The sequence below is a fragment of the Actinacidiphila cocklensis genome (genome assembly GCF_907177275.1).
GTDB classification, from domain to species: domain Bacteria; phylum Actinomycetota; class Actinomycetes; order Streptomycetales; family Streptomycetaceae; genus Actinacidiphila; species Actinacidiphila cocklensis.
Window position 1 is genome coordinate 321,517 of sequence record NZ_CAJSLV010000048.1, and the last position, 25,431, is coordinate 346,947.

The following is a 25,431-nucleotide window of genomic DNA, read 5'->3' on the forward strand; positions in this document are numbered from 1 at the left end:
CATGCTGGATCTGGCGCGCCTGAAGGCGCTGCACGCAGTGCACGTCCACGGCTCCATCGGCGCCGCGGCGACCGCGCTCGGCTACACGCCCTCGGCGGTGTCGCAGCAGATCTCGAAGCTGGAGCGGGAGACGCACACGGTGCTGCTGGAGCGCCAGGGCCGCGGGGTGGCGCTCACCGACGCCGCGCATCTGCTGGTCTCGACGGCGGAGCAGCTGCTGTCGATCGTGGAGCGGGCGGAGGTGGCGCTCGAGGAGCAGCGCGGCAGACCGTCGGGGCGGCTGACGGTGGCGGCGTTCCCGACCGCGGCCTGCGGGCTGCTGCCGCCGGTCCTGGCGGAGCTGGCGGCGAAACACCCGTCGCTCGACCTGCGGCTCATCGAGGTGGACGCTCATCTGTCGGTGGACCTGGTCGCCCGCGGGGTGGTGGATCTGGCGGTGGCGCACGACTGGGACATCGCCCCGCTGCCGGCGCCCGAGGGAGTGGAGCGGGCGGTCCTCGGTGACGACCGGTGCGACGTGCTGGTGCCCGCCGGGCACCGGCTGGCGGACCGGGACGGGCTGCTGCGGTCGGACGTGGCACGGGAGCGGTGGATCTGCCAGCCGCCGGGCTCGGTGTGCCACGACTGGCTGGTCAGGACGCTGCGGGAGGCGGGGACCGAGCCCGACATGGCCTACCAGGTCGGCGAGTACGGCACCCAGGTGGCGCTGGTCGAGGCCGGTGTCGGCATCGCGCTGGTGCCCAGGCTCGGCCGCGGGGAGATACCCGCGGGGGTGCGGGTGCTGAGGCTGGAACCGGCCCCCGTGCGGCGGCTGTACGCGCTGTGGCGGGCGGGCGCGTCGCGCAGGCCGTCGATCGGGGTGGCGGTGGACACGTTGCGGGCGCACTGGCCGGCTGCGCGCTGAACGGGCCAGGGCGGCCGATGATCGGAGCATGCGTTCAGCTCGCCGCACCGGGTGCGGCAATCGCGACTACGGGCCGCCGGGCCGCGGCAGGAGTTGCCCGGGCCTGACGGCGTCCTGCGGGCGTACGGAACCGCTGCGGGCCGGTGGCCGTCCCATTGGCATGGGGCTGACGACGGCAGTGCGCAGGGCGGTTACGGGCACGACTCTGGCCGCGGCGCTCGCGGTGCTGGGCACCGGGTGCGGTGGGCAGGACGGCACGGGCGGGCAGGACGGAGCGCCCGCTTCCACGCCGGGTTCGGCGACGGTGTCCCGCACTCCCGGACCGGGCGGCGGGGGCACGGCGGACCGGGTGGTCTACTTCTCCGCGGCGCCGAAGGGTCCCCTGGACGGTCACCAGGTGCTGCACGACCAGGCCGAAGTCGACCGGTACGCAGCGCAGTTCGCGGAGCGGGACCCGCAGGCGCGTACGCGGATCGAGGACGCCGGGCGTACCACCGACTTCACCAGTGAGGTGCTGGTCGGCTGGACGGCGACGACCGGGTGCAGCGCGGCCACCTCGGCGGCGCTCACCGTGTCGGGCGATCGGCTCGGACTGCAGGTCAGCCAGCCGAAACCGCCCCCGGAGTGCGTGGCGGCCTTCCGCGTCTCGGTGGTCTTCCAGGTGGCGCGGGAGCGCATACCGGCGCAGCCCGTCTTCGGCTGACGGCCCGTCGGCTGCCGAGCGGAACCGCCGGCACCGCAACACGGCTCGCGCGAAGGTTCGACCAGGCCATTGACTGGCGAAAACTTCCACGCTATCCGTGTACAGCTGGAAATTACTTTCACCGCGTGCACTCTCCTCCGCCCAGAAGGAGTCCGTCTTGCACCACCACCCATCCCGCCGCAGTGTCCTCACCGCAGCCGCCGCCGGCTCCGTCGTCCTGGCCGGCGCGGCCCCCTCCGCCGCGGCCGCCGCCGGTTCCGCCCTGAGCAGCGCGGACCGCCGCACGATCCGCGCGATCATCCAGCGGATGAGCCTTGAGGAGAAGGTCGGCCAGCTGTTCGTCATGCGGGTCTACGGGGCGTCGGCGACCGACCCCGACCCCGCGGACGTGGCCGCCAACCAGGCCCAGATCGGCGTCTCGAACGCCGCGGAGCTGCTCGCCACCTACCACGTCGGCGGCATCATCTACTTCGCGTGGGCGCACAACACGCAGAACCCGCACCAGATCGTCGACCTCTCCAACGGCATCCAGCGCGCCGCGCTCTCGCACGGCACCCCCGTACCGCTGCTGATCTCCACCGACCAGGAGCAGGGCGCGGTCGCCAGGATCGGCGCACCCGCCACCCTCTTCGGCGGCGGCATGGCGCTCGGCGCCGACGGCAGCCCGGCGGACGCGCGGACCGCCGCCCGGGTGATCGGCACCGAACTGGCCGCCATGGGCGTCAACCAGAACTACTCCCCCGTCTCCGACGTCAACATCAACCCGGCCAACCCGGTGATCGGGGTGCGCTCCTTCGGCGCCGACCCCACCGCGGTCGCCGCACTGGCCGCGGCGCAGGTCAAGGGGTATCAGGGCGCCGGGATCGCCTCCACCGCCAAGCACTTCCCCGGGCACGGCGACACCGGCACCGACAGCCACTTCTCACTGCCGATCATCACGCACACGCTGGAGCAGTGGCAGACCATCGACGCCCCGCCCTTCCGCGCGGCGATCGCGGCCGGCATCGACTCGATCATGACGGCGCACATCCTGGTGCCGGCCCTGGACGACTCGGGCGACCCGGCGACGCTGTCGTACCCCATCCTCACCGGGGTGCTGCGCGAACAGCTCGGCTACGACGGTGTCGTGGTCACCGACGCGCTCGACATGGCAGGGGTGCGGGAGAAGTACGGCGACGCCCGGGTGCCGGTGCTCGCCCTCAAGGCGGGCGCCGACCAGCTGCTCAACCCGCCGCTGCTGCCGGTCGCCTACCAGGGCGTCATGGACGCCGTGGCCTCCGGCGAGCTGACCGAGGAACGCATCGAGGTGTCGCTGGAGCGCATCCTCGCCCTCAAACTCCGCAAGGGCCTCTTCCGCAACCCCTTCGTCACCCATGCCGGGGTCGACCGGGTGGTCGGTACGCGCGCGCATCTGGCGGCCGCCGACCGGATCACCGAACGCGGTATCACCCTGCTCGCCAACGACCAGGACGCGCTGCCGCTGCCCCGCCGCTCGCACCGCGACCTGCTGGTGGTCGGCGCCGATCCCGCGGCGCCGTCCGGGACCGGCGGTCCGCCGACCGGTGTGCTGGCCAAGGCGCTCACCGACCTCGGCCACACCGCGCAGGCGCTGTCCACCGGGACCGCGCCGACGCAGGCGGTGATCGACATGGCGGTGGCGGCGGCCGCGGGCAAGGACGCGGTGATCGTCTGCACCTACAACGTGACGTCCGCGTCGACCGGGCAGATCGCCCTGGTCACCGCGCTGGCCGCGGCGGCGGTCCCGGTCGTCACCGTCGCTGTCCGCAACCCCTACGACATCGCCTGCCTGCCGCCGGTGGCAGCGTCGCTGGCCACCTACGGCTGGACCGACGTCTCGATGCGCGCCGTGGCCCGGGTGATCGCCGGCAAGGCGGCACCGGCCGGGCGGCTGCCGGTCGCGGTGCCGCGCGCCGACGACCCGGCGACGGCGCTCTACCCGATCGGTTACGGCCTGGACTACTAGCGGGGCCGGGGTGCGGGCGGACGGCGCGTCAGGCGGCCGCCCGCACCTCGCCGGTGAAGGTGCGCCACAGCTCGGCATACCGGCCGCCACGGGCCAGCAGCGCCTCGTGCGTGCCGTCCTCGACCACCTTCCCGTGGTCGAGGACCACGACCCGGTCGGCGCGGGCCGCGGTGCTCAGCCGGTGCGCGACCACCAGCGTCGTACGGCGGATGGCCAGCCGGTCGGCGGCCTGGTTGACCAGTGCCTCGGTCGCCAGGTCCAGCGCCGCGGTCGCCTCGTCGAGCAGCAGGATCGCGGGGTCCACCAGTTCGGCGCGGGCCAGCGCGATCAGCTGCCGCTGGCCGGCGGACAGGTTGCGGCCGCGTTCGGCGACCTGGTGCAGATAGCCGCCGTCCAGGGTGGCGATCATCGCGTGCGCGCCCACCGCCCGGGCCGCGGCCTCCACTTCGGCGTCGGTCGCGTCGGACCGGCCGTAGGCGATGGCGTCGCGCACGGTGCCGGCGAACAGATAGGGCTCCTGGGGGACGACGCCGAGCCGCTGCCGGTAGGCGGTCAGGTCGAGTTCGCGGATGTCGTCGCCGTCGACCAGCACCGCGCCGTCGGTCGGGTCGTAGAACCGCGCGACCATCTTCACCAGGGTGGACTTGCCCGCACCCGTCTCGCCGACGAAGGCGACCGTCTGGCCCGCGGGGATCTGCAGCGAGATGCCGCCCAGCGCCTCGGTGCCGTCGGCCTGCGGGCCGCCGTAGCGGAAGTGCAGGTCGCGGAAGGTGATCTCGCCGCGCAGCGGGCCGACCGGCCGGGCCTTGTCGGCGGCCGGGGTCGTGGTGGGCTCGCGCAGCAGTTCCCGGATGCGGCCGAGCGAGACCGACGCCTGCTGGTAGCCGTCGAAGACCTGCGAGAGCTGCTGCACGGGCGAGAAGAACAGGTCGATGTAGAGCAGGTACGCCACCAGCGCGCCGACCGTCAGCGTCCCCGCGCTCACCCGGTGCGCCCCGACGATGAGCACCAGCGCGGCCGCCACGCTGGACAGCAGCTGCACGAACGGGAAGTACACCGAGATCAGGAACTGCCCGCGCACCCGCGCGCTGCGGTAGTCGTCGCTGCGCTGGGCGAAGCGGTCGGCGCCGCGCCGCTGGCCGCGGAAGGCCTGCACGACGCGCAGCCCGGCGACATGCTCCTGGAGGTCGGCGTTGACGACCGCGACCTTCTCCCTGGCCAGCTCGTAGGCCCGCACCGACTTGCGGCGGAAGACCCAGGTGCCCACCACCAGGATCGGCAGCGTGGCGAAGACCAGCAGGGCCAGCTCGACATCGATGGCCAGCAGCGCCACCAGGATGCCGCCGAAGGTGAGCACGCTGACCAGCGCGGTGACCAGGCCGGTCTGCAGGAACGTGGACAGCGCGTCCACGTCGGTGGTCATCCGCGTCATGATGCGGCCGGTCAGCTCGCGCTCGTAGTAGTCGAGGCCGAGCCGGTGCAGATGCGCGAATATCTTGACCCGCAGCGAGTACAGCACCCGTTCGCCGGTGCGCCCGGTGATCAGCGTGGAGCCCCATTCCGCCGCCCACTGCGCCAGCACCAGGCCGAGGCCCAGCAGCGACGCCACCCAGACCGCGCCGAGCGCCTGGCGCCGGACACCGGCGTCGATGCCGTGCCGGATGAGCACCGGCAGCAGCAGCCCGGCGAGCGCGTCGACCGCGACCAGCAGCAGGCTCAGCAGCAGCGGGGTGCGGAAGCCGCGCAGCAGGCTGCGCAGGCCGAAGGTGTGCTCGGCCTGCTGCGCCTGCTCCTCGTCGATCTGCGGGGTGTCCAGGGCCGGCGGGAGCGCGGCCACCTTGGCGAGCAGATCCGGGGTGGCGGGCATGCCCGCCAGAGCGCCGGCCATCGCGCCGGGACCGGCGGCGGGCCGGGGCTGTGCCGCCGCTCCGGCCGGCGGGGCGCCGTCGGCGCCGTCCTCGTCGGCGGGGCGGCGGTCGGCCGGCCACAGCTCGGGGGTGATGGCGCCCTCCGCTGCCCGCTCCTCTTCCGTCTCCGCGGACGGCCCGCCGGCCTCGGCGCGGGCGCCGGCAGGGTCGATCGCCACCACGTCGGCGCCGAGCGCGTCGGGGTCGGTGAGCAGGGCGCGGTAGAGGGCGCTGCGCTCCTGCAGCTCGTCGTGCGTGCCGATGTCGGACAGCCGTCCGGCGTCGAGGACCGCGATCCGGTCGGCGAGAGCGAGGGTGGAGCGGCGGTGGGCGATGAGCAGCGTCGTACGGCCGCGCATGACCTCGCGCAGCGCGTCGAAGATCTCGGCCTCGACCCGGGCGTCGATCGCCGAGGTCGCGTCGTCGAGCAGCAGCAGCCGGGGGTCGGTGAGTATGGCCCGGGCCAGGGCGACGCGCTGCCGCTGGCCGCCGGACAGGGTCAGGCCCTGCTCGCCGACGACGGTGTCGTAGCCGTCCGGCAGTTCGGTGATGAAGTCGTGCGCCTGGGCGGCGCGGGTGGCGGCGAGGATCTGTTCCTCGGTCGCCTCCGGGTGCCCGTAGGCGATGTTGGCGCGGACCGTGTCGGAGAACAGGAAGCTGTCCTCGGGGACCATGCCGATGACCGACCGCAGGGACTCGAAGGTCAGCTCCCGCACATCGGTGCCGCCGACCAGGACGGCGCCGCCGGTGACGTCGTACAGCCGCGGCAGCAGCAGCGAGACGGTCGACTTGCCGGAGCCCGAGGAGCCGACGACCGCGACCGTCTCGCCGGGGGCGATGGTCAGGTCGAAGCCGTCCAGGACCGGGCGGTCCTGGCTGTAGCCGAAGGTGACGTGGTCGAACTCGACGGTGGCCGGGGCGTCCTCGGGCAGCGCCTTGCTGCCCTCCTCCAGCGTCGGCTCGGTGTCGATCAGCTCGAAGACCCGCTCCACGCCGGCCCTGGCCTGCTGGCCGACGGTCAGCACGACCGTGAGCATCCGCACCGGGCCGGTGAGCTGGGCCAGGTACGTGGAGAAGGCGACGAAGGTGCCCAGGCTGATCTGCCCGCGGGTGGCCATCCAGCCGCCGAGCGCCAGCATGCCGATCTGGCCGAGCGAGGGCACCGCCTGGAGCGCCGGGGTGTATCGGGCGTTGAGCCGGACCGTGCGCAGCCGCCCGGCGAACAGCCGGCGGCTGACCGCGGCCAGCTTGCCCATCTCCTGCTGCTCCTGGCCGAAGCCCTTGACCACGCGCACGCCGGTGACCGAGCCGTCGACGATCCCGGCGACGGCGGCCGCCTGCCCCTGGGCGTACCAGGTGGCGGGGAAGAGCCGCCGGCGGGATCGGTTGGCGATGAACCACAGCGCGGGCGCGACGGCCAGCGCGACCAGGGTGAGCAGCGGCGAGAGCACCAGCATGACGACGAGCGAGAGCACGAACAGCAGCAGGTTGCCGATGACCATGGGCAGCATGAACAGCAGGCCCTGGATCAGCTGCAGGTCGCTGGTGGCGCGGCCGACGACCTGGCCGGTGCTCAGCTCGTCCTGCCTGCGGCCGTCGAGCCGCATGATCGTGCGGAACATCTCGTTGCGCAGGTCGTGCTGCACGTCCAGGGCGAGCCGGCCGCCGTAGTAGCGGCGCAGGTACGTCAGCGCGTAGACCACCACCGCGGCGATGATCAGGGCGACCGCCCAGGGCGCGAGCGGCTTGTCGTGCTTGACGATCACGTCGTCGATGATCAGCTTGGGGACCAGCGGGACCAGCGCGGTGACCGCCATACCGGCCAGCGAGGCGCCGAGCGAGAGCAGGACCGCGCTTCTGTACCGCCAGCAGTACGCCGTCAGCCGTCGGAGCCACCCCTGCTCCTGGCCGCCGTCCCTCGCCGCCGTCACCGGCTTCGCCGTCGTCACGCGGTCCTCCCACCCCATCGTCTGTCGCCCGTCACTGCTCATCTGTCGCTCGGACGCTGCAACGCGCCGGACTGCACGTTTCATCCTCCTGCAACAAACCAACGACCAAGGTCGCACACGAGTGCGACATTGGTCGTAATCCCTTCGGGTGATTCGGTGGAGCCGGGCCGGCCGGGAGCCGGGGGCGGCCGGGTCAGCGGGCGGCGGCGATCTGCCGGGCCATGATCGTGGTCAGCTCGTAGGCGGTGTGGGAGGCCGCGACCGAGGTGATCTCGGCGTGGTCGTAGGCCGGCGCGACCTCGACCACGTCGGCGGAGACCAGCCGGCATCCGGCCAGGCCGCGCAGGATCTCCAGCAGCTCGCGCGAGGTGAGGCCGCCCGCCTCCGGGGTGCCGGTGCCCGGCGCGTGGGCCGGGTCGAGGACGTCGATGTCGACCGAGATGTACAGCGGCCGGTCGCCGATCCGCTCGCTGAGCTGCTGGACGACCTCGTCGACCCCGCGGCGCATGACGTCGGCCGAGGTCACGATGCCGAAGCCCATCCGCTCGTCGTCGTCGAGGTCCTGGCGTCCGTACAGGGGCCCGCGGGTGCCGACATGGGACAGCGCGGAGGTGTCGAGGATGCCCTCCTCGACGGCCCGCCGGAAGGGCGTCCCGTGGGTGTAGGCGGCGCCGAAGTAGGTGTCCCAGGTGTCCAGGTGCGCGTCGAAGTGCAGCAGCGCCACCGGGCCGTGCCTGCGGGCCACGGCCCGCAGCAGCGGCAGCGCGATGGTGTGGTCGCCGCCGAGCGTCATCAGGCGGGCGCCGGTGCCGAGCAGGTCGTCGGCCGCGGCCTGCACGGTCTCCACCGCCTCCCCGATGTCGAACGGGTTGACGGCGATGTCGCCGGCGTCGGCGACCTGGGCCAGCGCGAAGGGCGACGCGTCCTGCGCCGGGTTGTACGGCCGCAGCAGCCGGGAGGCCTCGCGGATCGCGTTGCCGCCGAAACGGGCGCCGGGGCGGTAGGACACCCCGCTGTCGAAGGGGACGCCCACCACCGCGACGTCGGCGGCGCCGACCTCGTCCAGGCGCGGCAGGCGGGCGAAGGTCGCCGGGCCTGCGTAGCGCGGGATGCGCGAGGAGTCGACGGGGCCGCGCGGCTCTGCGCTGCTCATTGTGGCTGCCTTTCTGCCTGGCTTCTGGGTGGGCTGCCGCGGTTGTCCGCGACGGTTTCCGCGGGCTTGCCGCGTGCGCTGGACGCGCCCGCCGCGTGCGGTGCGGCTCCGGCCGACCGTACGCCGCCGCCGGAAGTCCCCGAAATGTACGTTTCCGCGCATCCGCGCTGTCTATTACGCCTCGGCGTCGATCCGCGGGACGTCGCCTGTGAGCGCGTCGGGGCGGGACAATGTCCCCATGCCCAAGGATTCCGCCACTTCCGCGCCCACTCGCCGCGCCCTCGTCTCCCACCTGATACGCACCCGGATCGCCGGGGACGTCGCCACCAGCCGGGAGAACAACCTCGACCACTACCGCGAGCTGGCGGAGGGCAACCGCTACTACTGGTTCGGGCTCGAACTCGGCAACCGCTGGACGGACCGGGCGGACGTCCTGGACCTGATGGCGGAGCGCTGCGGCGTGGTGCCCGACGCGGGGCACCGCATCGGGCAGGACACGATAGACCCCGAGCTGACGGTCGACGCGCTGGACCGGATGGCCGTGGTGCTGCGCAAGGCGGTGGACAACCGCTCCCGGGTGCTGCTGGCCACCGGGCACCCCGCGGGCCTGTACGCCGTGCACCACGCGCTGGCCGCCGCGCTGCGGGCGGCGGGCTGCACGCTGGTCACCCCGGCCGACCACCTCTACGGGGACGGCGGCGAAATCCGGCACCTTGCCGCGGTTTCCATGCTGCACCGGGCCGGCGGCCTGGTGCACACCCACTCGCCCGACCCGATGCGGGAGATCCTTGCGGCGCTCGAACGGGACGGGCAGGCGCCGCCGGACCTGGTGGTCGCCGACCACGGCTGGGCCGGCTACGCCGGAGGGCGCGGCATCGACACGGTCGGCTTCGCCGACTGCAACGACCCGGCGCTCTTCGTCGGCGAGGCCGAGGGCAGCCTGCTGGTGACGGTGCCGCTCGACGACAATGTGCCGCCGCACCACTACGCGCCGATGACCGCCTACCTGCTGGCCGCGGCGGGCCTTCCGCAGCCCGCCTGACGCCACCGGGTCCGGGCGGACCTGACGTGTCCCCGATCCCTGGTTACGATCAGTGAAGGAGGTCGAGGAAGGCAGGGGCGCTGTGGTGCAGGTAGCGATCGTCGATGACGAAGCGCTGGTCAGGGCAGCCCTGCGGAGCATCCTGGAGTCCTCGGGCGACATCCGGGTGGTCGCGGACTGTGACGGCCATCAGGCACTGGCAGCGGTCACGGCGGCCCGGCCCGACCTGGTGCTGCTCGACGCGGTGATGCCGGAACCCGACGACGGCCTGAGCGTGCTGCGGGCACTGCGCGCGCTCCAGGACCCGCCGGCCGTGGCCATGCTCACCGCCTTCGACACCAGCGCGCACCTGCGGGCCGCGATGGCGGCAGGGGCCAGCGGATTCCTGCTCAAGGACACCGCGGTCGGGACGCTGATCGACGCCGTGCGCATCCTCGCCGCCGGCGGCACCGTCTTCACCCCGACCGTCGCCCGGACGGTGGTGGACGGCTACCTCGGCGAGCCGCCGCACATTGCGGCGCAGGACCCCGGGCACAGCGCCCGGGACGCGGCCGTCGCCACCCTCACCGACCGCGAGCGCGCGGTGCTGCGGCTGCTCGCGGCCGGCGAGCCGAACGCGGCCATCGCGGACGAGCTGCGGATTTCGGTCAGCACGGTCAAGGACCACGTCCGGGCGGTGCTGCGCAAGCTCAGCGCCCCCAACCGGGTGGCCGCCGCCGTCATCGCCCACCAGACAGGGCTCGCCCGGCTGCCGGAGCGCCCGTGAACCTCCGCGCCGCGGCCCCCGACCTCGCGCTGCTCGCCCTGTCCGCGACCGAGGTATGGGCCACCCGCTCCTTCGGCGGCCCGGTGGCGCTGGGCTTCGCCTGCCTGGGCACGGCGGCGCTGCCGGCGCGGCACCGCTTCCCGCTCGCGGCCTTCGCCGCGACGCTGCCGGCCCTGGCGCTCGGCTACATCTGGTTCGCGCCGATGGGCGCTCTCTACGAGATCGCCGCGGGCCGTCCCCGGCGTGCGTACGGGCGGCGGGCGCTGCCGTGGCGATGGCCGGCCTCCTTGCGGGTACCCCCGCGGGCGGCGCTGATCGGCGGCTGCGCGCTGCTCGCCACGGTGGTGAACTTCGTCCCCTGGCCCTTCCGCGACCCGGTCGGCTGGGCACTGTCCGACACCATCCTCGCGGTGATGCTCTCCGCGCTGCTGGCCGTCGCCCCCACCGCGCTCGGCCTGCTGGCCGCCTCCCGGCGCGAGCTGGGCGGCCGGCTCGACGAACTGGCGGCCAGCAGGGAACGGGAGCACGCGCTGGCGGCGGAGCAGGCGGTCGTACGGGAGCGGACCAGGCTGGCCCGCGAGATGCACGACACGGTAGCCCACCACCTCAGCCTGATCGCCGTTCAGTCCGGCGCGCTGGAGGTCACAGCCGAGGGTCCGCAGGCGCGCGCCGCTGCTGGCGCCGTACGCGAGCTGAGCCGGGACGCGCTGGACGAGCTGCGGCGGATGGTCGGCCTGCTGCGGCTGTCGGCGACGTCGGGGCAGGAGTTGGCCGCGGGTCCCGGGCTCGCCGGCATTCCGGCGCTGGTCGCCGCCGCGGGGCCGCGGACGCACGGCGAACTGGGCGGGGTGGCGGACGGCCCGGACGACGACGCGCCGCCCGCGGAGGTGCAGCACGCGGCCTATCGCATCGTGCAGGAAGCGCTCACCAATGTGCGCAAGCACGCGCCCGGTGCGCGGACCCGGGTACTGGTGCGGCGGGCCGGCGCGGTCCTGCTGGTCGAGGTGCACAACGGCCCCGGCCCGCAGGCTGCCGCGAGTGCGCTGCCGTCCGGCGGCCACGGCCTGGCGGGCCTGCGCGAGCGGGCGGCGCAGCTCGGGGGCGACTTCGACGCGCTGCCTGCCGCCTCCGGCGGCTTCCTGGTCCGCGCGAGACTGCCGGTCGGCCCGGCCCCCGAGGCCGCCTGAACGCCTTGCGGGCGGCTCGGCCCGTCAGGTGCGCGGGATGCGGACCAGGCCCTCCTGGATCACCGAGACGGCCAGCCGGCCGTCCTGGGTGTAGATGCGGGCCGTGCCCAGGCCGCGGCCTCCGGAGGCGGACGGGCTCTGCTGGTCGTACAGGAGCCACTCGTCGGCGCGGAAGGGCCGGTGGAACCACATAGCGTGGTCCAGGCTGGCGCCGACCACGTCGCCGACCGCCCAGCCGCCGCGGCCGTGGGCCAGCAGCACCGAGTCGAGCAGTGTCATGTCCGACACGTACGTGGCCAGGCAGACGTGCAGCAGCGGGTCGTCGGCGAGCTTGCCGCGGGTGCGGAACCAGACCTGCGAGCGGGGCTCGCGCGCGGTGCCCGCGGTCAGGAACGGCGGGTCCTCGACGTAGCGCAGGTCGACGGCCGCGCGGGCTTCGAGCAGCCGGTCGATCACGCGGGGGTCGGGGAACTTGTCGGCGTGGGCGGGCAGCAGCTCCGCGGCCTCCGGCAGGGTCTCCGGGTCGGGCGCCTGCGGCATCGGCTCCTGGTGCTCCAGGCCCTCCTCCGCGGTCTGGAAGGAGGCCGAGAGGTGGAAGATCGGCTGGCCGTGCTGGATCGCCACCACCCGCCGGGTGGTGAAGGAGCCGCCGTCGCGGATCCGGTCGACCTGGTAGACGATCGGCGCCCCCGGGTCGCCCGGGCGCAGGAAGTACGCGTGCAGCGAGTGCGCGCCGCGGTCCTCGGGGACGGTACGGCCGGCCGCGACCAGGGCCTGCGCTGCCACCTGGCCGCCGAAGACCCGCGGGACGACCGCCGTGCGGCTGATCCCGCGGAAGATGTCCTGCTCGATCCGCTCCAGGTCGAGCAGGTCGAGCAGGGCTTCAAGGGGCTCGTTCAGTTCGCTCACAGGCCCATCGACTTGGCGATGATCGACTTCATGACCTCGCTGGTGCCGCCGTAGATGCGGTTGACGCGGTTGTCGGCGTACAGGCGCGCGATCGGGTACTCGTTCATGTAACCGTATCCGCCGTGCAGCTGCAGGCAGCGGTCGATCACCCGGGCGGCGACCTCGGTGCAGAACAGCTTCGCGGACGCGGCGTCCGCGGCCGTCAGCTCGCGCAGGTCGTGGGCTTCGAGGGCGCGGTCGACGACGGCCTGGGCCGCGTCCACCTCGGCCTTGCAGGCGGCCAGCTCGAACTTGGTGTTCTGGAAGGACGCGACGGTCTGGCCGAAGACCGTGCGCTCCTGGACGTAGTTCTGGGCGAAGCGGATCGCGGCCGCGGCCTGCGCGTAGGCGCCCACGGCGATGGCCAGCCGCTCCTGCGGGAGGTTCTGGCCGAGGTAGGAGAAGCCCTTGCCCTCCTCGCCGAGCAGGTCCTCCAGCGGCACCTTCACGTCGGAGAAGGACAGCTCCGCGGTGTCGGAGGTCTTCAGGCCGAGCTTGTCCAGCTTGCGGCCGATCGCGTAGCCGTCGGACTTCGTGTCGACCACGAAGAGCGAGATGCCCGCCCTGCGGTCCTCCGCGGTGGCCGGTGCGGTGCGGGCGCAGACGATGACGCGGTCGGCGTGGACGCCGCCGGTGATGAAGGTCTTGGCGCCGTTGAGGACGTAGTGGGTGCCGTCGGCGGAGAGCTTGGCGGTGGTCTTCATGCCGGCCAGGTCGGAGCCTGTGCCCGGTTCCGTCATGGCGATGGCGAACATCGTCTCGCCGCTTGCGAAGCCGTGCAGCCAGCGCTTCTTCTGCTCGTCGGTGCCGTAGGCCATCACGTACGGCAGGCACAGGCCGGTGTGCACGCTGCTGCCGCCGAAGCTGACACCGGCGCGGGCGCACTCCTCGCTGAGGACGGCCTGGAACTTGAAGCTCTCCTCGCCGGCGCCGCCGTACTCCTCGGGCACCTCGATACCGAAGACGCCCAGCTCACCGAGCTTGTAGTAGAAGTCACGCGGGGCCTGGCCCGCGGCCAGCCACTCGTCGTAGACGGGGACCACCTCGGCCTCGATGAAGGCACGTATCGTCTCGCGGAATGCTTCGTGGTCCTCGTTGAACACCGTACGGCGCACAGCGCGCCTCCCGTCGGCGAGTGGTGACTGGACGCTGCCCTCAGGCGATAAGCAAGCGCTCAGTAAGTTACCCGCCAGTCCGCGGTGCTGTCCAGAGCGCCCAGAGCGCCGAGGGCCAGCCTGCGCAGCAGTTCCGACATCTCCCGGCGGCCCGGCAGGCTGGACTGGGCGCCGAGGTGCGGGGTCGAGTTGAGCAGGCCGAACACCGCATGGACGGCGGCCCGCACCTCGCGCTCGGTGGCGCCGGGGTGGACCCGGCCGACCACGGCCACCCACTCCTCCACGTACTGCCGCTGCAGCTGGCGGACCAGCTTGCGGTCGGACTCGCGCAGCCGGTCCAGCTCGCGGTCGTGCAGGGTGATCAGGGGGCGGTCGTCGATCGCGAAGTCGATGTGGCCGCGGATCAGCGCGTCCAGCGCGGCCTCGGGACCCGCCGCCTCCACCACCCGCCGCTTGCCCGCGGTCAGCAGCCGGCCGCTGATACCCACCAGCAGCTCGGCGAGCATGGCGTCCTTACCCGCGAAGTGCCGGTAGAGCCCCGGGCCGCTGATGCCGACCGCGGCGCCTATCTCGTCCACTCCCACGCCGTGGAAACCGCGCTCGGCGAACAGCCGTGCGGCCTCCCTGAGGATCTGGTCGCGCCGGCTCACCGACGTGTTCGTCGCGTTCATGAGATCAAGTCTAGACAATCCTGTTAGCGAGCGTTAACGTGGAGTCATCAGTTAACGCTCGCTAACATCCTCAGCCGCACCACCGGGGGCCGAACCATGGCAGCACCCGCCCTGTCCAGCGCCGCAGATCCGGCGTCGGAGGCGTTCCGCGTCAACACGCAGGCACACACCGCGCTCAGCGCCGCCCTGCGCGACAAGCTGGCCGCCGCGCGCCTCGGCGGCGGTGAGAAGGCCAGAGTCCGCCACACCGCGCGCGGGAAGCTGCTGCCCAGAGACCGGGTGGACGGACTGCTCGACCCCGGCTCGCCCTTCCTCGAACTGGCGCCGCTGGCCGCGGACGGGATGTACGAGGGGCAGGCGCCGGCCGCGGGGGTGATCGCCGGGATCGGCCGGGTCGCCGGGCGGGAGGTCGTCGTGGTCGCCAACGACGCCACCGTCAAGGGCGGCACCTACTACCCCATGACGGTCAAGAAGCACCTGCGCGCGCAGGAGGTGGCCCTCGACAACCGGCTGCCCTGCGTCTACCTGGTGGACTCGGGCGGCGCCTTCCTCCCCCGGCAGGACGAGGTCTTCCCCGACCGCGACCACTTCGGGCGGATCTTCTACAACCAGGCCACGATGTCGGCCCGCGGCATCCCGCAGATCGCCGCCGTGCTCGGCTCCTGCACCGCGGGCGGCGCCTACGTCCCGGCGATGAGCGACGAGGCCGTCATCGTGCGCAACCAGGGCACGATCTTCCTGGGAGGCCCGCCGCTGGTGAAGGCCGCCACCGGCGAGGTGGTCACCGCGGAGGAGCTGGGCGGGGGCGAGGTGCACTCCAGGGTCTCCGGGGTCACCGACCATCTCGCCGAGGACGACGCGCACGCGCTGAGCATCGTCCGGGACATCGTCGCGACCCTCCCCGCCCGCGGCGCCCCGCCGTGGACGCTGCGGCCGGCCGAGGAGCCGGCGGTCGACCCCGCGGGGCTGTACGGCGCGGTGCCGGTCGACTCCCGCACCCCCTACGACGTGCGCGAGGTGATCGCCCGGCTGGTCGACGGCAGCCGGTTCGCGGAGTTCAAGGCGGAGTACGGCACGACGCTGGTCACCGGGTTCGCCCACCTCCACGGCCACCCGGTGGGGATCGTGGCGAACAACGGCATCCTCTTCGCCGAATCGGCCCTCAAGGGCGCGCACTTCATCGAGCTGTGCGACCAGCGCGGCATCCCGCTGCTGTTCCTGCAGAACATCTCGGGGTTCATGGTCGGCCGGCAGTACGAGGCGGGCGGCATCGCCAAGCACGGCGCCAAGATGGTCACCGCGGTGGCGTGCGCCCGGGTGCCCAAGCTCACCGTGGTGATCGGCGGGTCCTACGGAGCCGGCAACTACTCGATGTGCGGCCGGGCCTACAGCCCGCGCTTCCTGTGGATGTGGCCCAACGCCAAGATCTCGGTGATGGGCGGCGAGCAGGCCGCCTCGGTGCTGGCCACCGTCAAGCGCGACCAGCTCGCGGCGGCCGGCGAGAAGTGGAGCGAGGAGGCCGAGGAGGCCTTCAAGCAGCCGGTCCGCGAGCAGTACGAGACACAGGGCAACGCCTACTACGCCACCGCCAGGCTCTGGGACGACGGGGTGATCGACCCGCTGGAGACCCGCACCGTGCTGGGCCTGGCGCTCACCGCCTGCGCCAACGCCCCGCTGCCCACCGCCGATCCCGCCGCGCCCGGCTACGGCGTCTTCCGGATGTGAGGGCCGTGATGACGAGCAGTACCTCGACCACAGGCCCGGCCGGCACCGCGGGGGCCGCCCTCTTCGGCACCGTCCTGGTCGCCAACCGCGGCGAGATCGCCGTCCGGATCATCCGCACCCTGCGCGAGCTGGGCGTGCGGTCGGCCGCCGCCTTCACCGAGGCGGACGCCGGCGCCCGGCACGTACGGGAGGCCGACACCGCGGTGCGGGTGGGGAGTTACCTGTCGGCCACCGACCAGGTGCGGGCCGCCGCAGCGGTGGGTGCCGGAGCCGTCCACCCCGGCTACGGCTTCCTGGCGGAGAACGCCGGCTTCGCCCGGGCCTGCGCCGAGGCGGGGCTGGTCTTCATCGGGCCGCCGGCCGCCGCGATCGAGCTGATGGGCGACAAGATCCGGGCCAAGGAGACGGTGGAGGCCGCCGGGGTACCTGTGGTGCCCGGCAGCAGCGGCAGCGGGCTGTCCGACTCCGAACTGGCCGAGGCGGCGCGCGAGATCGGGCTGCCGGTGCTGCTCAAGCCGTCGGCGGGCGGCGGCGGCAAGGGCATGCGGCTGGTGCGGGACCCGGCGGCGCTGCCCGAGGAGATCGCCGCGGCGAGGCGCGAGGCCCTGGGGTCGTTCGGCGACGACACGCTGCTGGTCGAGCGCTGGATCGACCGGCCGCGGCACATCGAGATCCAGGTGCTCGCCGACGCCCACGGCCAGGTGGTGCACCTGGGCGAGCGGGAGTGCTCCTTGCAGCGGCGGCACCAGAAACTGATCGAGGAGGCGCCCTCGGTGCTGCTCGACCCGGCGACCAGGGCCGCGATGGGCGAGGCGGCCGTGCAGGCGGCCAGGTCCTGCGGCTACACCGGGGCGGGGACGGTGGAGTTCATCGTGCCGGGGGCCGACCCGTCGGCGTACTTCTTCATGGAGATGAACACCCGGCTGCAGGTCGAGCACCCGGTCACCGAGTTCGTGACCGGTCTCGACCTGGTGGCCTGGCAGTTGCGGGTGGCGGCCGGCGAGCGGCTCGACTTCGGGCAGCAGGACGTGACGCTCACCGGGCACGCGGTCGAGGCGCGGATCTGCGCGGAGACCGCAAGGGCGGCGGACGGCAGGGTCGACTTCCTGCCCTCGGCCGGGCCGGTGCTCGCGCTGCACGAACCGGCCGGGCGACCCGGGGTGCGGGTGGACTCGGGGCTGCTGGCGGGCACCGAGGTCGGCACCGCCTACGACCCGATGCTGGCCAAGGTGATCGCCCACGGGCCGGACCGGGCGACGGCACTGCGGCGACTGCGGGCCGCGCTGGCGGAGACGGTGGTGCTGGGGCTCGACACCAACACCGCCTTCCTGCGACGGCTGCTGGAGCACCCGGCGGTGGCGGCGGGCGAGTTGGACACCGGGCTGATCGAGCGGGAGGCCGCCGCGCTGGTGCCCGGCGGCGTACCCGACGAGGTCTACGCGGCCGCGGCGCTGCTGCGGCAGGCGGCACTGGCCCCGGCGCCGGGACCGGACGGCTGGACCGACCCGTTCTCGGCGGCCAGCGGCTGGCGGCTGGGGGGCGAGCCGGCCTGGACCGTGCACCACCTGAGGGTGCCGGGCCACGAGCCGGTGGCGGTGCGGGTCAGGCAGGGCGAGGTGCGGATCGGCGACGGTCCCGCGACGGCGGCCGCGGTCAGCCTCGACGGGCCGCGGGCACAGCTGCACACCGGCGGCCTGGTGCACACCTTCGTCCACGCCGGCGACTGGCTGGGCCGGGAAGGCGAGAGCTGGTGGGTGCAGCCGTACGACCCGGTGGCGGCGGCCTTGCGGGGGGCCGCGCTGGGCGCCGGCGGTGGCGCCCTGACCGCGCCGATGCCGGGCACGGTCACCGTGGTGAAGGTCGCCAAGGGCGAGGACGTGGTGGCCGGGCAGAGCCTGCTGGTGGTGGAGGCGATGAAGATGGAGCACGTGATCACCGCCCCGCACGACGGGACGGTGACCGAGATCGACGTCGGTGCGGGTTCGACGGTGGCGATGGACCAGGTGCTGGCCGTGGTCACCCCCGCGGAGCCGCCCGGCGGCGCGCAGGCCGCGGCGGACGGCCGGCCCGGGGAGGCGCCGTGACCGGGACGCCAGGCGGGACCGGGAACGGGACCGGGACCGGCGCCGCGCCCGAGGTGCCGGAGGTGCTCGGCCTGGGACTGCCGATGGCGGTCCCGGCGGACGGGCTGCCGCAGCGGGTGCGCATCCACGAGGTCGGCGCGCGGGACGGTCTGCAGAACGAGAAGCGGACCGTGCCGACCGCGGTGAAGGCGGAGTTCATCCACCGGCTGGCCGCGGCGGGACTGACCACGATCGAGGCGACCAGCTTCGTGCACCCGAAGTGGGTGCCCCAACTGGCCGACGCCGCCGAGCTGATGCCCCTGCTCGCCGACCTCGCCGACCTCACAGAAGGCGCCGCCGGTACCGACGGCACCCGGCTGCCCGTGCTGGTCCCCAACGAGCGGGGGCTGGACCGGGCACTGGAGCTGGGCGTACGCGAGATCGCGGTCTTCGGCAGCGCCACCGAGTCCTTCGCCCGGGCGAATCTCAACCGGACGGTGGACGAGTCGCTGGCGATGTTCGAGCCGGTGGTGGCGCGGGCCAGAACAGCAGGGGCGACGGTCCGCGGCTATCTGTCGATGTGCTTCGGCGACCCGTGGGAGGGGCCGGTGCCGATCAGGCAGGTGGCGGCGGTCGCCCGGCGGCTGTACGAGATGGGCTGCACCGAGCTGAGCCTCGGCGACACCATCGGGGTCGCGACACCCGGCCAGGTCACCGCGCTGCTGGACGAGCTGACCGGGGCCGGGGCCGGAGCCGGAGCCGGGGCCGGAGCCGGGATCGGACCTGCGGCCGGCACCGGCGCCAGGACCGGCACCGACCGGCCGGCGGCCGCGAGCGGCACGATCCCCGTGGAGCGGCTGGCCGTGCACTTCCACGACACCTACGGGCAGGCCCTGTCCAACACGCTGGCCGCCCTCCAGCGCGGCGTCACCGTGGTGGACGCCTCCGCCGGCGGGCTCGGCGGCTGCCCGTACGCGAAGAGCGCCACCGGGAATCTCGCGACCGAAGACCTCGTGTGGATGCTGAACGGACTCGGCATCGCCACCGGGGTCGACCTCGACCGCCTCAGCGCCACAAGCGTCTGGATGGCGGAGCAGTTGGGGCGGCCCAGCCCGTCCCGTACCGTCCGCGCCCTCACCCACCGGGAGCAGTAGCCATGCCGATCGACCACCGTCTGTCCGAGGAGTACGAGGAGCTGCGCGCCACCGTCGCGGAGTTCGCCCGGGATGTGATCGCGCCGAAGATCGGCCAGTTCTACGAGCAGGAGGAGTTCCCGTACGAGATCGTGCGGGAGATGGGACGGATGGGTCTGTTCGGGCTGCCGTTCCCCGAGGAGTACGGCGGGATGGGCGGCGACTACTTCGCGCTGTGCCTGGTCCTGGAGGAGCTGGCCCGGGTGGACTCCTCGGTGGCGATCACCCTGGAGGCGGGGGTGTCGCTGGGCGCGATGCCGGTGTTCAGGTTCGGCACCGAGGAGCAGAAGCGCGAGTGGCTGCCCCGGCTGTGCTCGGGCGAGATGCTGGGGGCGTTCGGGCTGACGGAGCCGGACTGTGGCTCCGACGCGGGCGGCACCCGCACCACGGCCCGGCTGGACGAGGCGGCCGGGGAGTGGGTGATCAACGGGACCAAGAGCTTCATCACCAACTCGGGCACCGACATCACCGGCCTGGTCACGGTGACGGCGGTCACCGGCCGTACCGACGAGGGGCGCCCGCTGATCTCGTCGATCATCGTGCCGTCGGGCACCCCCGGCTTCACGGTGTCGAAGAAGTACAGCAAGGTCGGGTGGAACGCCTCGGACACCCGGGAGCTGTCCTTCACCGACTGCCGGGTGCCGGCGGCGAACCTGCTCGGCGAGAAGGGCCGCGGCTACGCGCAGTTCCTGCGCATCCTGGACGAGGGGCGGATCGCCATCGCGGCGCTGGCCACCGGGCTGGCGCAGGGCTGCGTGGACGAGTCGGTGGAGTACGCGCGGACCAGGGAGGCGTTCGGGCGGCCGATCGGCGCCAACCAGGCCATCCAGTTCAAGCTCGCCGACATGGAGATGCGGGCGCACACCTCGCGGCTGGCGTGGCGGGACGCGGCGTCCCGGCTGGTGCACGGGGAGCCGTTCAAGAAGGAGGCGGCGCTGGCCAAGCTGTACTCGTCGGAGATCGCGGTGACCAATGCCCGCGAGGCCACCCAGGTCCACGGGGGCTACGGCTTCATGAACGAGTACCCGGTGGCGCGGATGTGGCGCGACGCCAAGATCCTGGAGATCGGCGAGGGCACCAGCGAGGTGCAGCGGATGCTGATCGCGCGGGAGCTGGGCCTGGTGGGCTGAGACCACCCCGGACTACCCCGGACCACCCGGGACCACCCTGACCGTCATGGCGCACCGCCCCCCAGGGGGCGGTGCGTCACTCCTTTGGCCGCTCTTGACCTGACTTCCTGCCCGGAATCGGGCAGGATTCTTGCAAACGGAAGATCATCACACCAGTATCAACGAGTGCTCGAACGCCGGACCTCCTACGAAGACCTGATCGATCACCTGGTGCGCACCACGCCGCTGCATCGCGGCGAGGCGTCCCGGGTGGTGCTGGACGTCCTGGCGTACTTCGACGAGACGACCGAGGAGTACGTCCGCCGCAGACACCGCGAGCTCCAGGCGAAGGGCCTGGTCAACGCGGAGATCTTCGAGCGGATCGGCGAGGAGCTGCCGCACCGGGCGGTCGCCCCCGCCGCGCTCTCCCAGCGCCAGCTGCGCCGCATCGTCTACGGCTGAGGTCCAGGGCACACAGGGCAACGAGGACGACGGAGAGGGACGGACGGCACATGTGCGGAATCGTCGGATACATCGGTAAGCGCGACGTGGCGCCACTGCTGCTCGAAGGGCTGCAGCGGCTCGAATACCGCGGTTACGACTCGGCCGGCGTCGCCATCACCGGCAAGACCGGCGAGCTGCGCACGGTCAAGGCCAAGGGCCGGGTACGCGAGCTGGAGTCGCGCATCCCGAAGCGCTTCTCCGGCACCACCGGCATCGCCCACACCCGCTGGGCCACCCACGGCGCGCCCAGCGACGTCAACGCGCATCCGCACCTGGACGGCGAGGGGAAGGTCGCCGTCGTCCACAACGGGATCATCGACAACGCCTCCGAGCTGCGCACCCGGCTGTCCGCCGAGGGCATCGTCTTCGCCTCGGAGACCGACACCGAGGTGCTGGTCCACCTGATCGCCAGGTCCGCCGCCGAGACGCTGGAGAAGAAGGTCAGCGAGGCGCTGCGGTCGGTCGAGGGCACCTACGGCATCGCGGTGCTGCACCAGGACTTCCCCGGCCGGATCGTGGTGGCCCGCAACGGCTCCCCGGTGGTGCTGGGCATCGGCGAGAAGGAGATGTTCGTCGCCTCCGACGTCGCCGCGCTGGTCGCCCACACCCGGCAGGTCGTCACCCTCGGCGACGGCGAGATGGCCACCCTGAAGGCCGACGACTTCCGCACGTACACCACCGAGGGCTCGCAGACCACGGCGACGCCGACCACCGTGGAGTGGGAGGCCGAGTCGTACGACATGGGCGGCCACGACACGTACATGCACAAGGAGATCTTCGAGCAGGCCGAGGCGGTGGACCGGGTGCTGCGCGGGCGGATCGACGACCGCTTCGCGACCGTGCACCTGGGCGGCCTGAACCTGGACGCGCGCGAGGCGCGCAGCGTGCGGCGGATCAAGATCCTGGGCTGCGGCACCAGCTACCACGCCGGCCAGATCGGCGCCGGGCTGATCGAGGAGCTGGCGCGCATCCCCGCGGACGCCGAGCCCGCCTCCGAGTTCCGCTACCGCAACCCCGTGGTGGACCCCGACACCCTCTACGTCGCCGTGTCGCAGTCCGGCGAGACCTACGACGTGCTGGCCGCCGTCCAGGAGCTGAAGCGCAAGGGCGCCCGGGTGCTGGGCGTGGTCAACGTCGTGGGGTCCGCCATCGCCCGCGAGGCGGACGGCGGCACGTACGTCCACGCGGGTCCCGAGGTGTGCGTGGTCTCCACCAAGTGCTTCACCAACACCGTGGTCGCCTTCGCGCTGCTGGCGCTGCACCTGGGCCGGGTGCGTGACCTGTCGGTCACCGACGGCAAGCGGATCATCGAGGGGCTGCGCAGGCTGCCGGCCCAGATCGAGGAGATCCTCAAGACCGAGCCGGAGATCAAGCAGCTGGCCAAGGCCTACGCCGACGCCCGCTCGATGCTCTTCATCGGCCGGGTCCGCGGCTACCCGGTGGCCCGCGAGGCGTCGCTGAAGCTCAAGGAGGTCAGCTACATCCACGCCGAGGCCTACCCGGCCTCCGAGCTGAAGCACGGCCCGCTGGCGCTGATCGACCCGTCGATGCCGACCGTGGCGATCGTGCCGGACGACGACCTGCTGGAGAAGAACCGCGCCGCCTTGGAGGAGATCAAGGCCCGCAGCGGCCGCATCCTGGCGGTGGCGCACCAGGAGCAGGAGAAGGCCGACCACACCATCGTGGTGCCGAAGAACGAGGACGAGCTGGACCCGATCCTGATGGGCATCCCGCTGCAGCTCTTCGCGTACCACACCGCCCTGGCCCTGGGCCGGGACATCGACAAGCCGCGCAACCTGGCGAAGTCCGTCACGGTGGAGTAGCCGCACGCGACCCGGACACACGGGTGGGGGCCGGTCGGTCGACCGGCCCCCACCCGTTTCCGCGTGTTACGGGATCACCACCACCGGCCGCTGCGCCCGCCGGGCCAGCCGCCCGGCGACCGAGCCGAAGATCCGGCCCGCGAGCCCGTGCGTGCCGCCGACCACGATGGCGTCGGCTTCGTACTCCCGGCCGACCTCCTCCAGTTCGTGGCAGATGTCGCCGCCGCGCTCGACCAGCACCCAGGAGATCTCGGCGAGGTGGTCGGCGCAGGCCAGTTCCAGACCCAGGACCTCGGTGCGGTGGTCGGGGACGTCGACGAAGACCGGCGGTTCGCAGCCCGCCCAGACGGTGGCCGGCAGCCGGTTGGCGACGTGCACGATGATCAGCGCGGAATGCGTCCTGCGGGCCATGCCGATGGCGTACGACAGGGCGCGCTCGCTGGAAACGGAACCGTCGAAGCCCACCACGACGCCGTGCCGGAAGGCGGGATCACAGGCGTGGCTCAGGGCTGGGGCCTGCTCGGGCAGTGCCGCCGATTCGGCGAGCGGCCTGCGATCGGCGGGCTCGGGGAACTCATGACCGGCCATGATGCGGATTCTCGGCGAGGGCGGCGCTGACGCGCCGAGCAGCGGACAGGACGGTGCGTGCGGGATGGGACGCCGGATCGGCCGTTTTGGGCCAGTTCGCCACGTCCCGTCCCACTCTCTCCAGGGTACGGCCGCGAAGTCAGCCTGCACAGACGTGACGGTGGCTTCACAGGTCGCGTACCCCGAGTTCCCAGGAGAATGCCGGAGCGGCGGCGAGAGCGCAACGCCATCCCGCCAACCGGCTGCACGCTGCGGCGCACCGGAGCATCCCGGGGGCGCATGGGAACACCCGCGGGCGGCCGCGCGCCGTATCCGGGGTCTTACCCGCTCCGGCCACCGTATATCCGCCGGAATGAACCGTTCGGCCGGGCCGCGTGGCGGCCTGGCCACGACCGCCCGGCGCACCACCCGGCTCCTTTTACGCGCATCCGGCTCATGAACGGCGTTTTTCGGCCAACTTCTCACCCCTGTGCGCCCGTTCGGAATTGCGCCCGCTAACACCTCTGCCACCTGCGGTTCTACGATGCGGCGTGTCGCGGATGACGCTCTGCGTGGCCGAAGTGACGGGAGGCGTACTTCCCTCCGGGCGCCACGAGTGAAACGCTTCGTGATCGAATGCTTTACGCCACGTTGTCTTGTCGACTTAGCGTCAGGTGCCAAAGGTGTCACTGGCGCCCCACCAGACGCAGTAGATTTGATCATGAGTGGCCTCGCGGGGGGAACGTGCAGGACCGAGGTGACGACGCGTCGATTTCGAGGGGGGCTTGAGCTCCATGAGCCAGGAGTCCGGTTCCGGTACGGCGACGGAGAGTCCGTCGCAAGCAGCATCGGCATCACCTCGCGCCATCCGTAAGCTCTCCGCGCGCCGGCGGCCCGAAGTGGTCGCGGTGCTGCTCTTCAGCGGTGGCCCGATCTTCGAGAGTTCCATACCGCTGTCCGTCTTCGGCATAGACCGCCAGGACGCGGGAGTGCCCCGCTACCGGCTGCTGGTCTGCGCGGGCGAGGACGGGCCGCTGCGCACCACCGGCGGCCTCGAACTGACCGCGCCCTACGGTCTGGAGGCGCTGTCCAGGGCCGGCACGGTCGTGGTGCCGACGTGGCGGTCGATCTCCCAGGCGCCGCCGCCGGAGGCCCTGGAGGCGATCCGCAGGGCGCACGAGGAGGGTGCCAGGATCATCGGCCTGTGCACCGGCGCCTTCGTGCTCGCCGCGGCCGGCCTGCTGGACGGCAGGCCCGCCACGACGCACTGGATGTACGCGCCCACGCTCGCCAAGCGCTACCCGTCGGTCCACGTGGACCCCAGGGAGCTGTTCGTGGACGACGGCGACGTCCTGACGTCGGCCGGCACCGCGGCCGGAATCGACCTGTGCCTGCACGTGGTGCGCACCGACCACGGCGGCGAGGCGGCCGCCGCGCTGGCCCGGCGGCTGGTCGTACCGCCGCGGCGGGCCGACTGGCAGACCGGGCAGCGGCACCTGGACAGGTCTTTACCTGAGGAGATCGGCGCCGACCCGCTGGCCGAGGTCGTCGCCTGGGCGCTGGAGCACCTGCACGAGCAGTTCGACGTCGAGGCGCTGGCCGCCCGCGCCTACATGAGCCGGCGCACCTTCGACCGCCGCTTCAGGTCGCTGACCGGCAGCGCGCCGCTGCAGTGGCTGATCACCCAGCGGGTGCTGCAGGCGCAGCGGCTGCTGGAGACGTCGGACTACTCGGTGGACGAGGTCGCGGGCCGCTGCGGCTTCCGCTCCCCGGTGGCGCTGCGCGGCCACTTCCGGCGGCAGCTCGGCTCCTCCCCCGCGTCCTACCGGGCCGCCTACCGCGCCCGCAGGCCGCAGGACGACCAGGAGCGGCCGCCGGCGCCCGCGGACCTGGCGGCGCTGCGCCGCAGCGCGAGCGTGCCCGTCACGGCCGCGCACGGGCCGGTCTCGCAGATCCTGACGGCGCCCGGCAAACCCGAGGGCGACACCTTCGCCTCCCGGGTCCCCGAGCAGCCCGGCAGGGGCGACGCCGCGGACGCTCCCGGGCGCGGCAGGCTGCGCGCGGGACGCGGTCTCGGCGCCGCACTGCCGGGACCACGTGATCGCCCCGTAGGGTGAG

The 25,431-nt window shown here is 73.0% G+C and carries 19 protein-coding genes; 13 read left to right on the forward strand and 6 right to left on the reverse strand.

Annotated features, from left to right (window positions below):
- The first annotated feature begins 1 nt into the window (after nucleotide 1).
- From NFU81_RS12410 to NFU81_RS12420, 3 genes are all read left to right on the forward strand, one after another.
- The gene (locus NFU81_RS12410) at nucleotides 2–904 is read left to right on the forward strand and encodes a LysR family transcriptional regulator (protein ID WP_251488806.1); all 903 of its coding nucleotides are present in this window, start codon (nucleotides 2–4) and stop codon (nucleotides 902–904) included.
- 28 nt (nucleotides 905–932) lie between these two features.
- A complete protein-coding gene (locus NFU81_RS12415) occupies nucleotides 933–1,607 on the forward strand; it encodes a hypothetical protein (RefSeq protein ID WP_251488809.1) in 675 nt (224 codons plus the stop codon).
- 157 nt (nucleotides 1,608–1,764) lie between these two features.
- On the forward strand, nucleotides 1,765–3,591 hold the full coding sequence (locus tag NFU81_RS12420) for a glycoside hydrolase family 3 protein (RefSeq protein ID WP_251488812.1): 1,827 nt from the start codon (nucleotides 1,765–1,767) through the stop codon (nucleotides 3,589–3,591).
- Between the two features lie 28 nt (nucleotides 3,592–3,619).
- On the opposite strand, the gene NFU81_RS12425 is transcribed toward NFU81_RS12420, so the two are convergent.
- Nucleotides 3,620–7,465, reverse strand: coding sequence for an ABC transporter ATP-binding protein (locus NFU81_RS12425; RefSeq protein WP_422665189.1), 3,846 nt, complete (start codon nucleotides 7,463–7,465; stop codon nucleotides 3,620–3,622).
- A 175-nt stretch (nucleotides 7,466–7,640) separates the two neighbouring features.
- On the reverse strand, nucleotides 7,641–8,600 hold the full coding sequence (speB, locus tag NFU81_RS12430) for an agmatinase (RefSeq protein WP_251488817.1): 960 nt from the start codon (nucleotides 8,598–8,600) through the stop codon (nucleotides 7,641–7,643).
- A 238-nt stretch (nucleotides 8,601–8,838) separates the two neighbouring features.
- Here speB and NFU81_RS12435 point away from each other — a divergent pair, with 238 nt between their 5' ends.
- The 3 genes from NFU81_RS12435 to NFU81_RS12445 all read left to right on the forward strand — a co-directional run bounded on the left by NFU81_RS12435 (nucleotide 8,839) and on the right by NFU81_RS12445 (nucleotide 11,595).
- Complete coding sequence (locus NFU81_RS12435; protein WP_251488819.1) at nucleotides 8,839–9,642, forward strand: phosphatase; 804 nt, start codon at nucleotides 8,839–8,841, stop codon at nucleotides 9,640–9,642.
- A gap of 82 nt (nucleotides 9,643–9,724) precedes the next feature.
- Nucleotides 9,725–10,408, forward strand: coding sequence for a response regulator (locus NFU81_RS12440; protein ID WP_251488821.1), 684 nt, complete (start codon nucleotides 9,725–9,727; stop codon nucleotides 10,406–10,408).
- Nucleotides 10,405–11,595: a sensor histidine kinase gene (locus tag NFU81_RS12445; protein ID WP_251488823.1), complete on the forward strand. Its 1,191-nt coding sequence runs from the start codon at nucleotides 10,405–10,407 to the stop codon at nucleotides 11,593–11,595. The genes NFU81_RS12440 and NFU81_RS12445 overlap by 4 nt, the downstream gene beginning before the upstream one ends.
- 24 nt (nucleotides 11,596–11,619) lie before the next feature.
- Here NFU81_RS12445 and NFU81_RS12450 read toward each other — a convergent pair whose 3' ends face one another.
- From NFU81_RS12450 to NFU81_RS12460, 3 genes are read right to left on the reverse strand one after another with little or no spacing between them, the layout of a single operon-like run.
- Complete coding sequence (locus tag NFU81_RS12450; protein ID WP_251489072.1) at nucleotides 11,620–12,495, reverse strand: acyl-CoA thioesterase; 876 nt, start codon at nucleotides 12,493–12,495, stop codon at nucleotides 11,620–11,622.
- 5 nt (nucleotides 12,496–12,500) lie between these two features.
- Entirely contained in the window at nucleotides 12,501–13,658 is a 1,158-nt protein-coding gene (locus NFU81_RS12455; protein ID WP_251488825.1) for an acyl-CoA dehydrogenase family protein, read from the reverse strand.
- 59 nt (nucleotides 13,659–13,717) lie between these two features.
- Nucleotides 13,718–14,329, reverse strand: coding sequence for an SACE_7040 family transcriptional regulator (locus NFU81_RS12460; RefSeq protein ID WP_251488829.1), 612 nt, complete (start codon nucleotides 14,327–14,329; stop codon nucleotides 13,718–13,720).
- 96 nt (nucleotides 14,330–14,425) lie between these two features.
- Here NFU81_RS12460 and NFU81_RS12465 point away from each other — a divergent pair, with 96 nt between their 5' ends.
- The 6 genes from NFU81_RS12465 to glmS all read left to right on the forward strand — a co-directional run bounded on the left by NFU81_RS12465 (nucleotide 14,426) and on the right by glmS (nucleotide 22,746).
- Nucleotides 14,426–16,054, forward strand: coding sequence for a carboxyl transferase domain-containing protein (locus NFU81_RS12465; RefSeq protein WP_251488832.1), 1,629 nt, complete (start codon nucleotides 14,426–14,428; stop codon nucleotides 16,052–16,054).
- Between the two features lie 8 nt (nucleotides 16,055–16,062).
- Nucleotides 16,063–18,138: an acetyl/propionyl/methylcrotonyl-CoA carboxylase subunit alpha gene (locus NFU81_RS12470; RefSeq protein ID WP_251488836.1), complete on the forward strand. Its 2,076-nt coding sequence runs from the start codon at nucleotides 16,063–16,065 to the stop codon at nucleotides 18,136–18,138.
- A gap of 83 nt (nucleotides 18,139–18,221) precedes the next feature.
- Nucleotides 18,222–19,271 carry a hydroxymethylglutaryl-CoA lyase gene (locus NFU81_RS12475; protein ID WP_251489074.1) on the forward strand — a complete coding sequence of 350 codons (1,050 nt, stop codon included), beginning with the start codon at nucleotides 18,222–18,224 and terminating at the stop codon, nucleotides 19,269–19,271.
- Nucleotides 19,272–19,279: 8 nt separating this feature from the next.
- Nucleotides 19,280–20,440: an acyl-CoA dehydrogenase family protein gene (locus NFU81_RS12480; RefSeq protein ID WP_251489076.1), complete on the forward strand. Its 1,161-nt coding sequence runs from the start codon at nucleotides 19,280–19,282 to the stop codon at nucleotides 20,438–20,440.
- A 165-nt stretch (nucleotides 20,441–20,605) separates the two neighbouring features.
- Nucleotides 20,606–20,881: a hypothetical protein gene (locus NFU81_RS12485; protein ID WP_033172782.1), complete on the forward strand. Its 276-nt coding sequence runs from the start codon at nucleotides 20,606–20,608 to the stop codon at nucleotides 20,879–20,881.
- Nucleotides 20,882–20,931: 50 nt separating this feature from the next.
- Complete coding sequence (gene glmS, locus NFU81_RS12490) at nucleotides 20,932–22,746, forward strand: glutamine--fructose-6-phosphate transaminase (isomerizing) (RefSeq protein WP_251488839.1); 1,815 nt, start codon at nucleotides 20,932–20,934, stop codon at nucleotides 22,744–22,746.
- 66 nt (nucleotides 22,747–22,812) lie between these two features.
- On the opposite strand, the gene NFU81_RS12495 is transcribed toward glmS, so the two are convergent.
- Nucleotides 22,813–23,334 (reverse strand): universal stress protein, encoded by a 522-nt coding sequence (locus tag NFU81_RS12495; protein WP_251488842.1) that lies wholly within the window; start codon nucleotides 23,332–23,334, stop codon nucleotides 22,813–22,815.
- A 773-nt stretch (nucleotides 23,335–24,107) separates the two neighbouring features.
- Here NFU81_RS12495 and NFU81_RS12500 point away from each other — a divergent pair.
- Nucleotides 24,108–25,430 carry a helix-turn-helix domain-containing protein gene (locus tag NFU81_RS12500; RefSeq protein ID WP_251488845.1) on the forward strand — a complete coding sequence of 441 codons (1,323 nt, stop codon included), beginning with the start codon at nucleotides 24,108–24,110 and terminating at the stop codon, nucleotides 25,428–25,430.
- The last annotated feature ends 1 nt before the right edge of the window (nucleotide 25,431 follow it).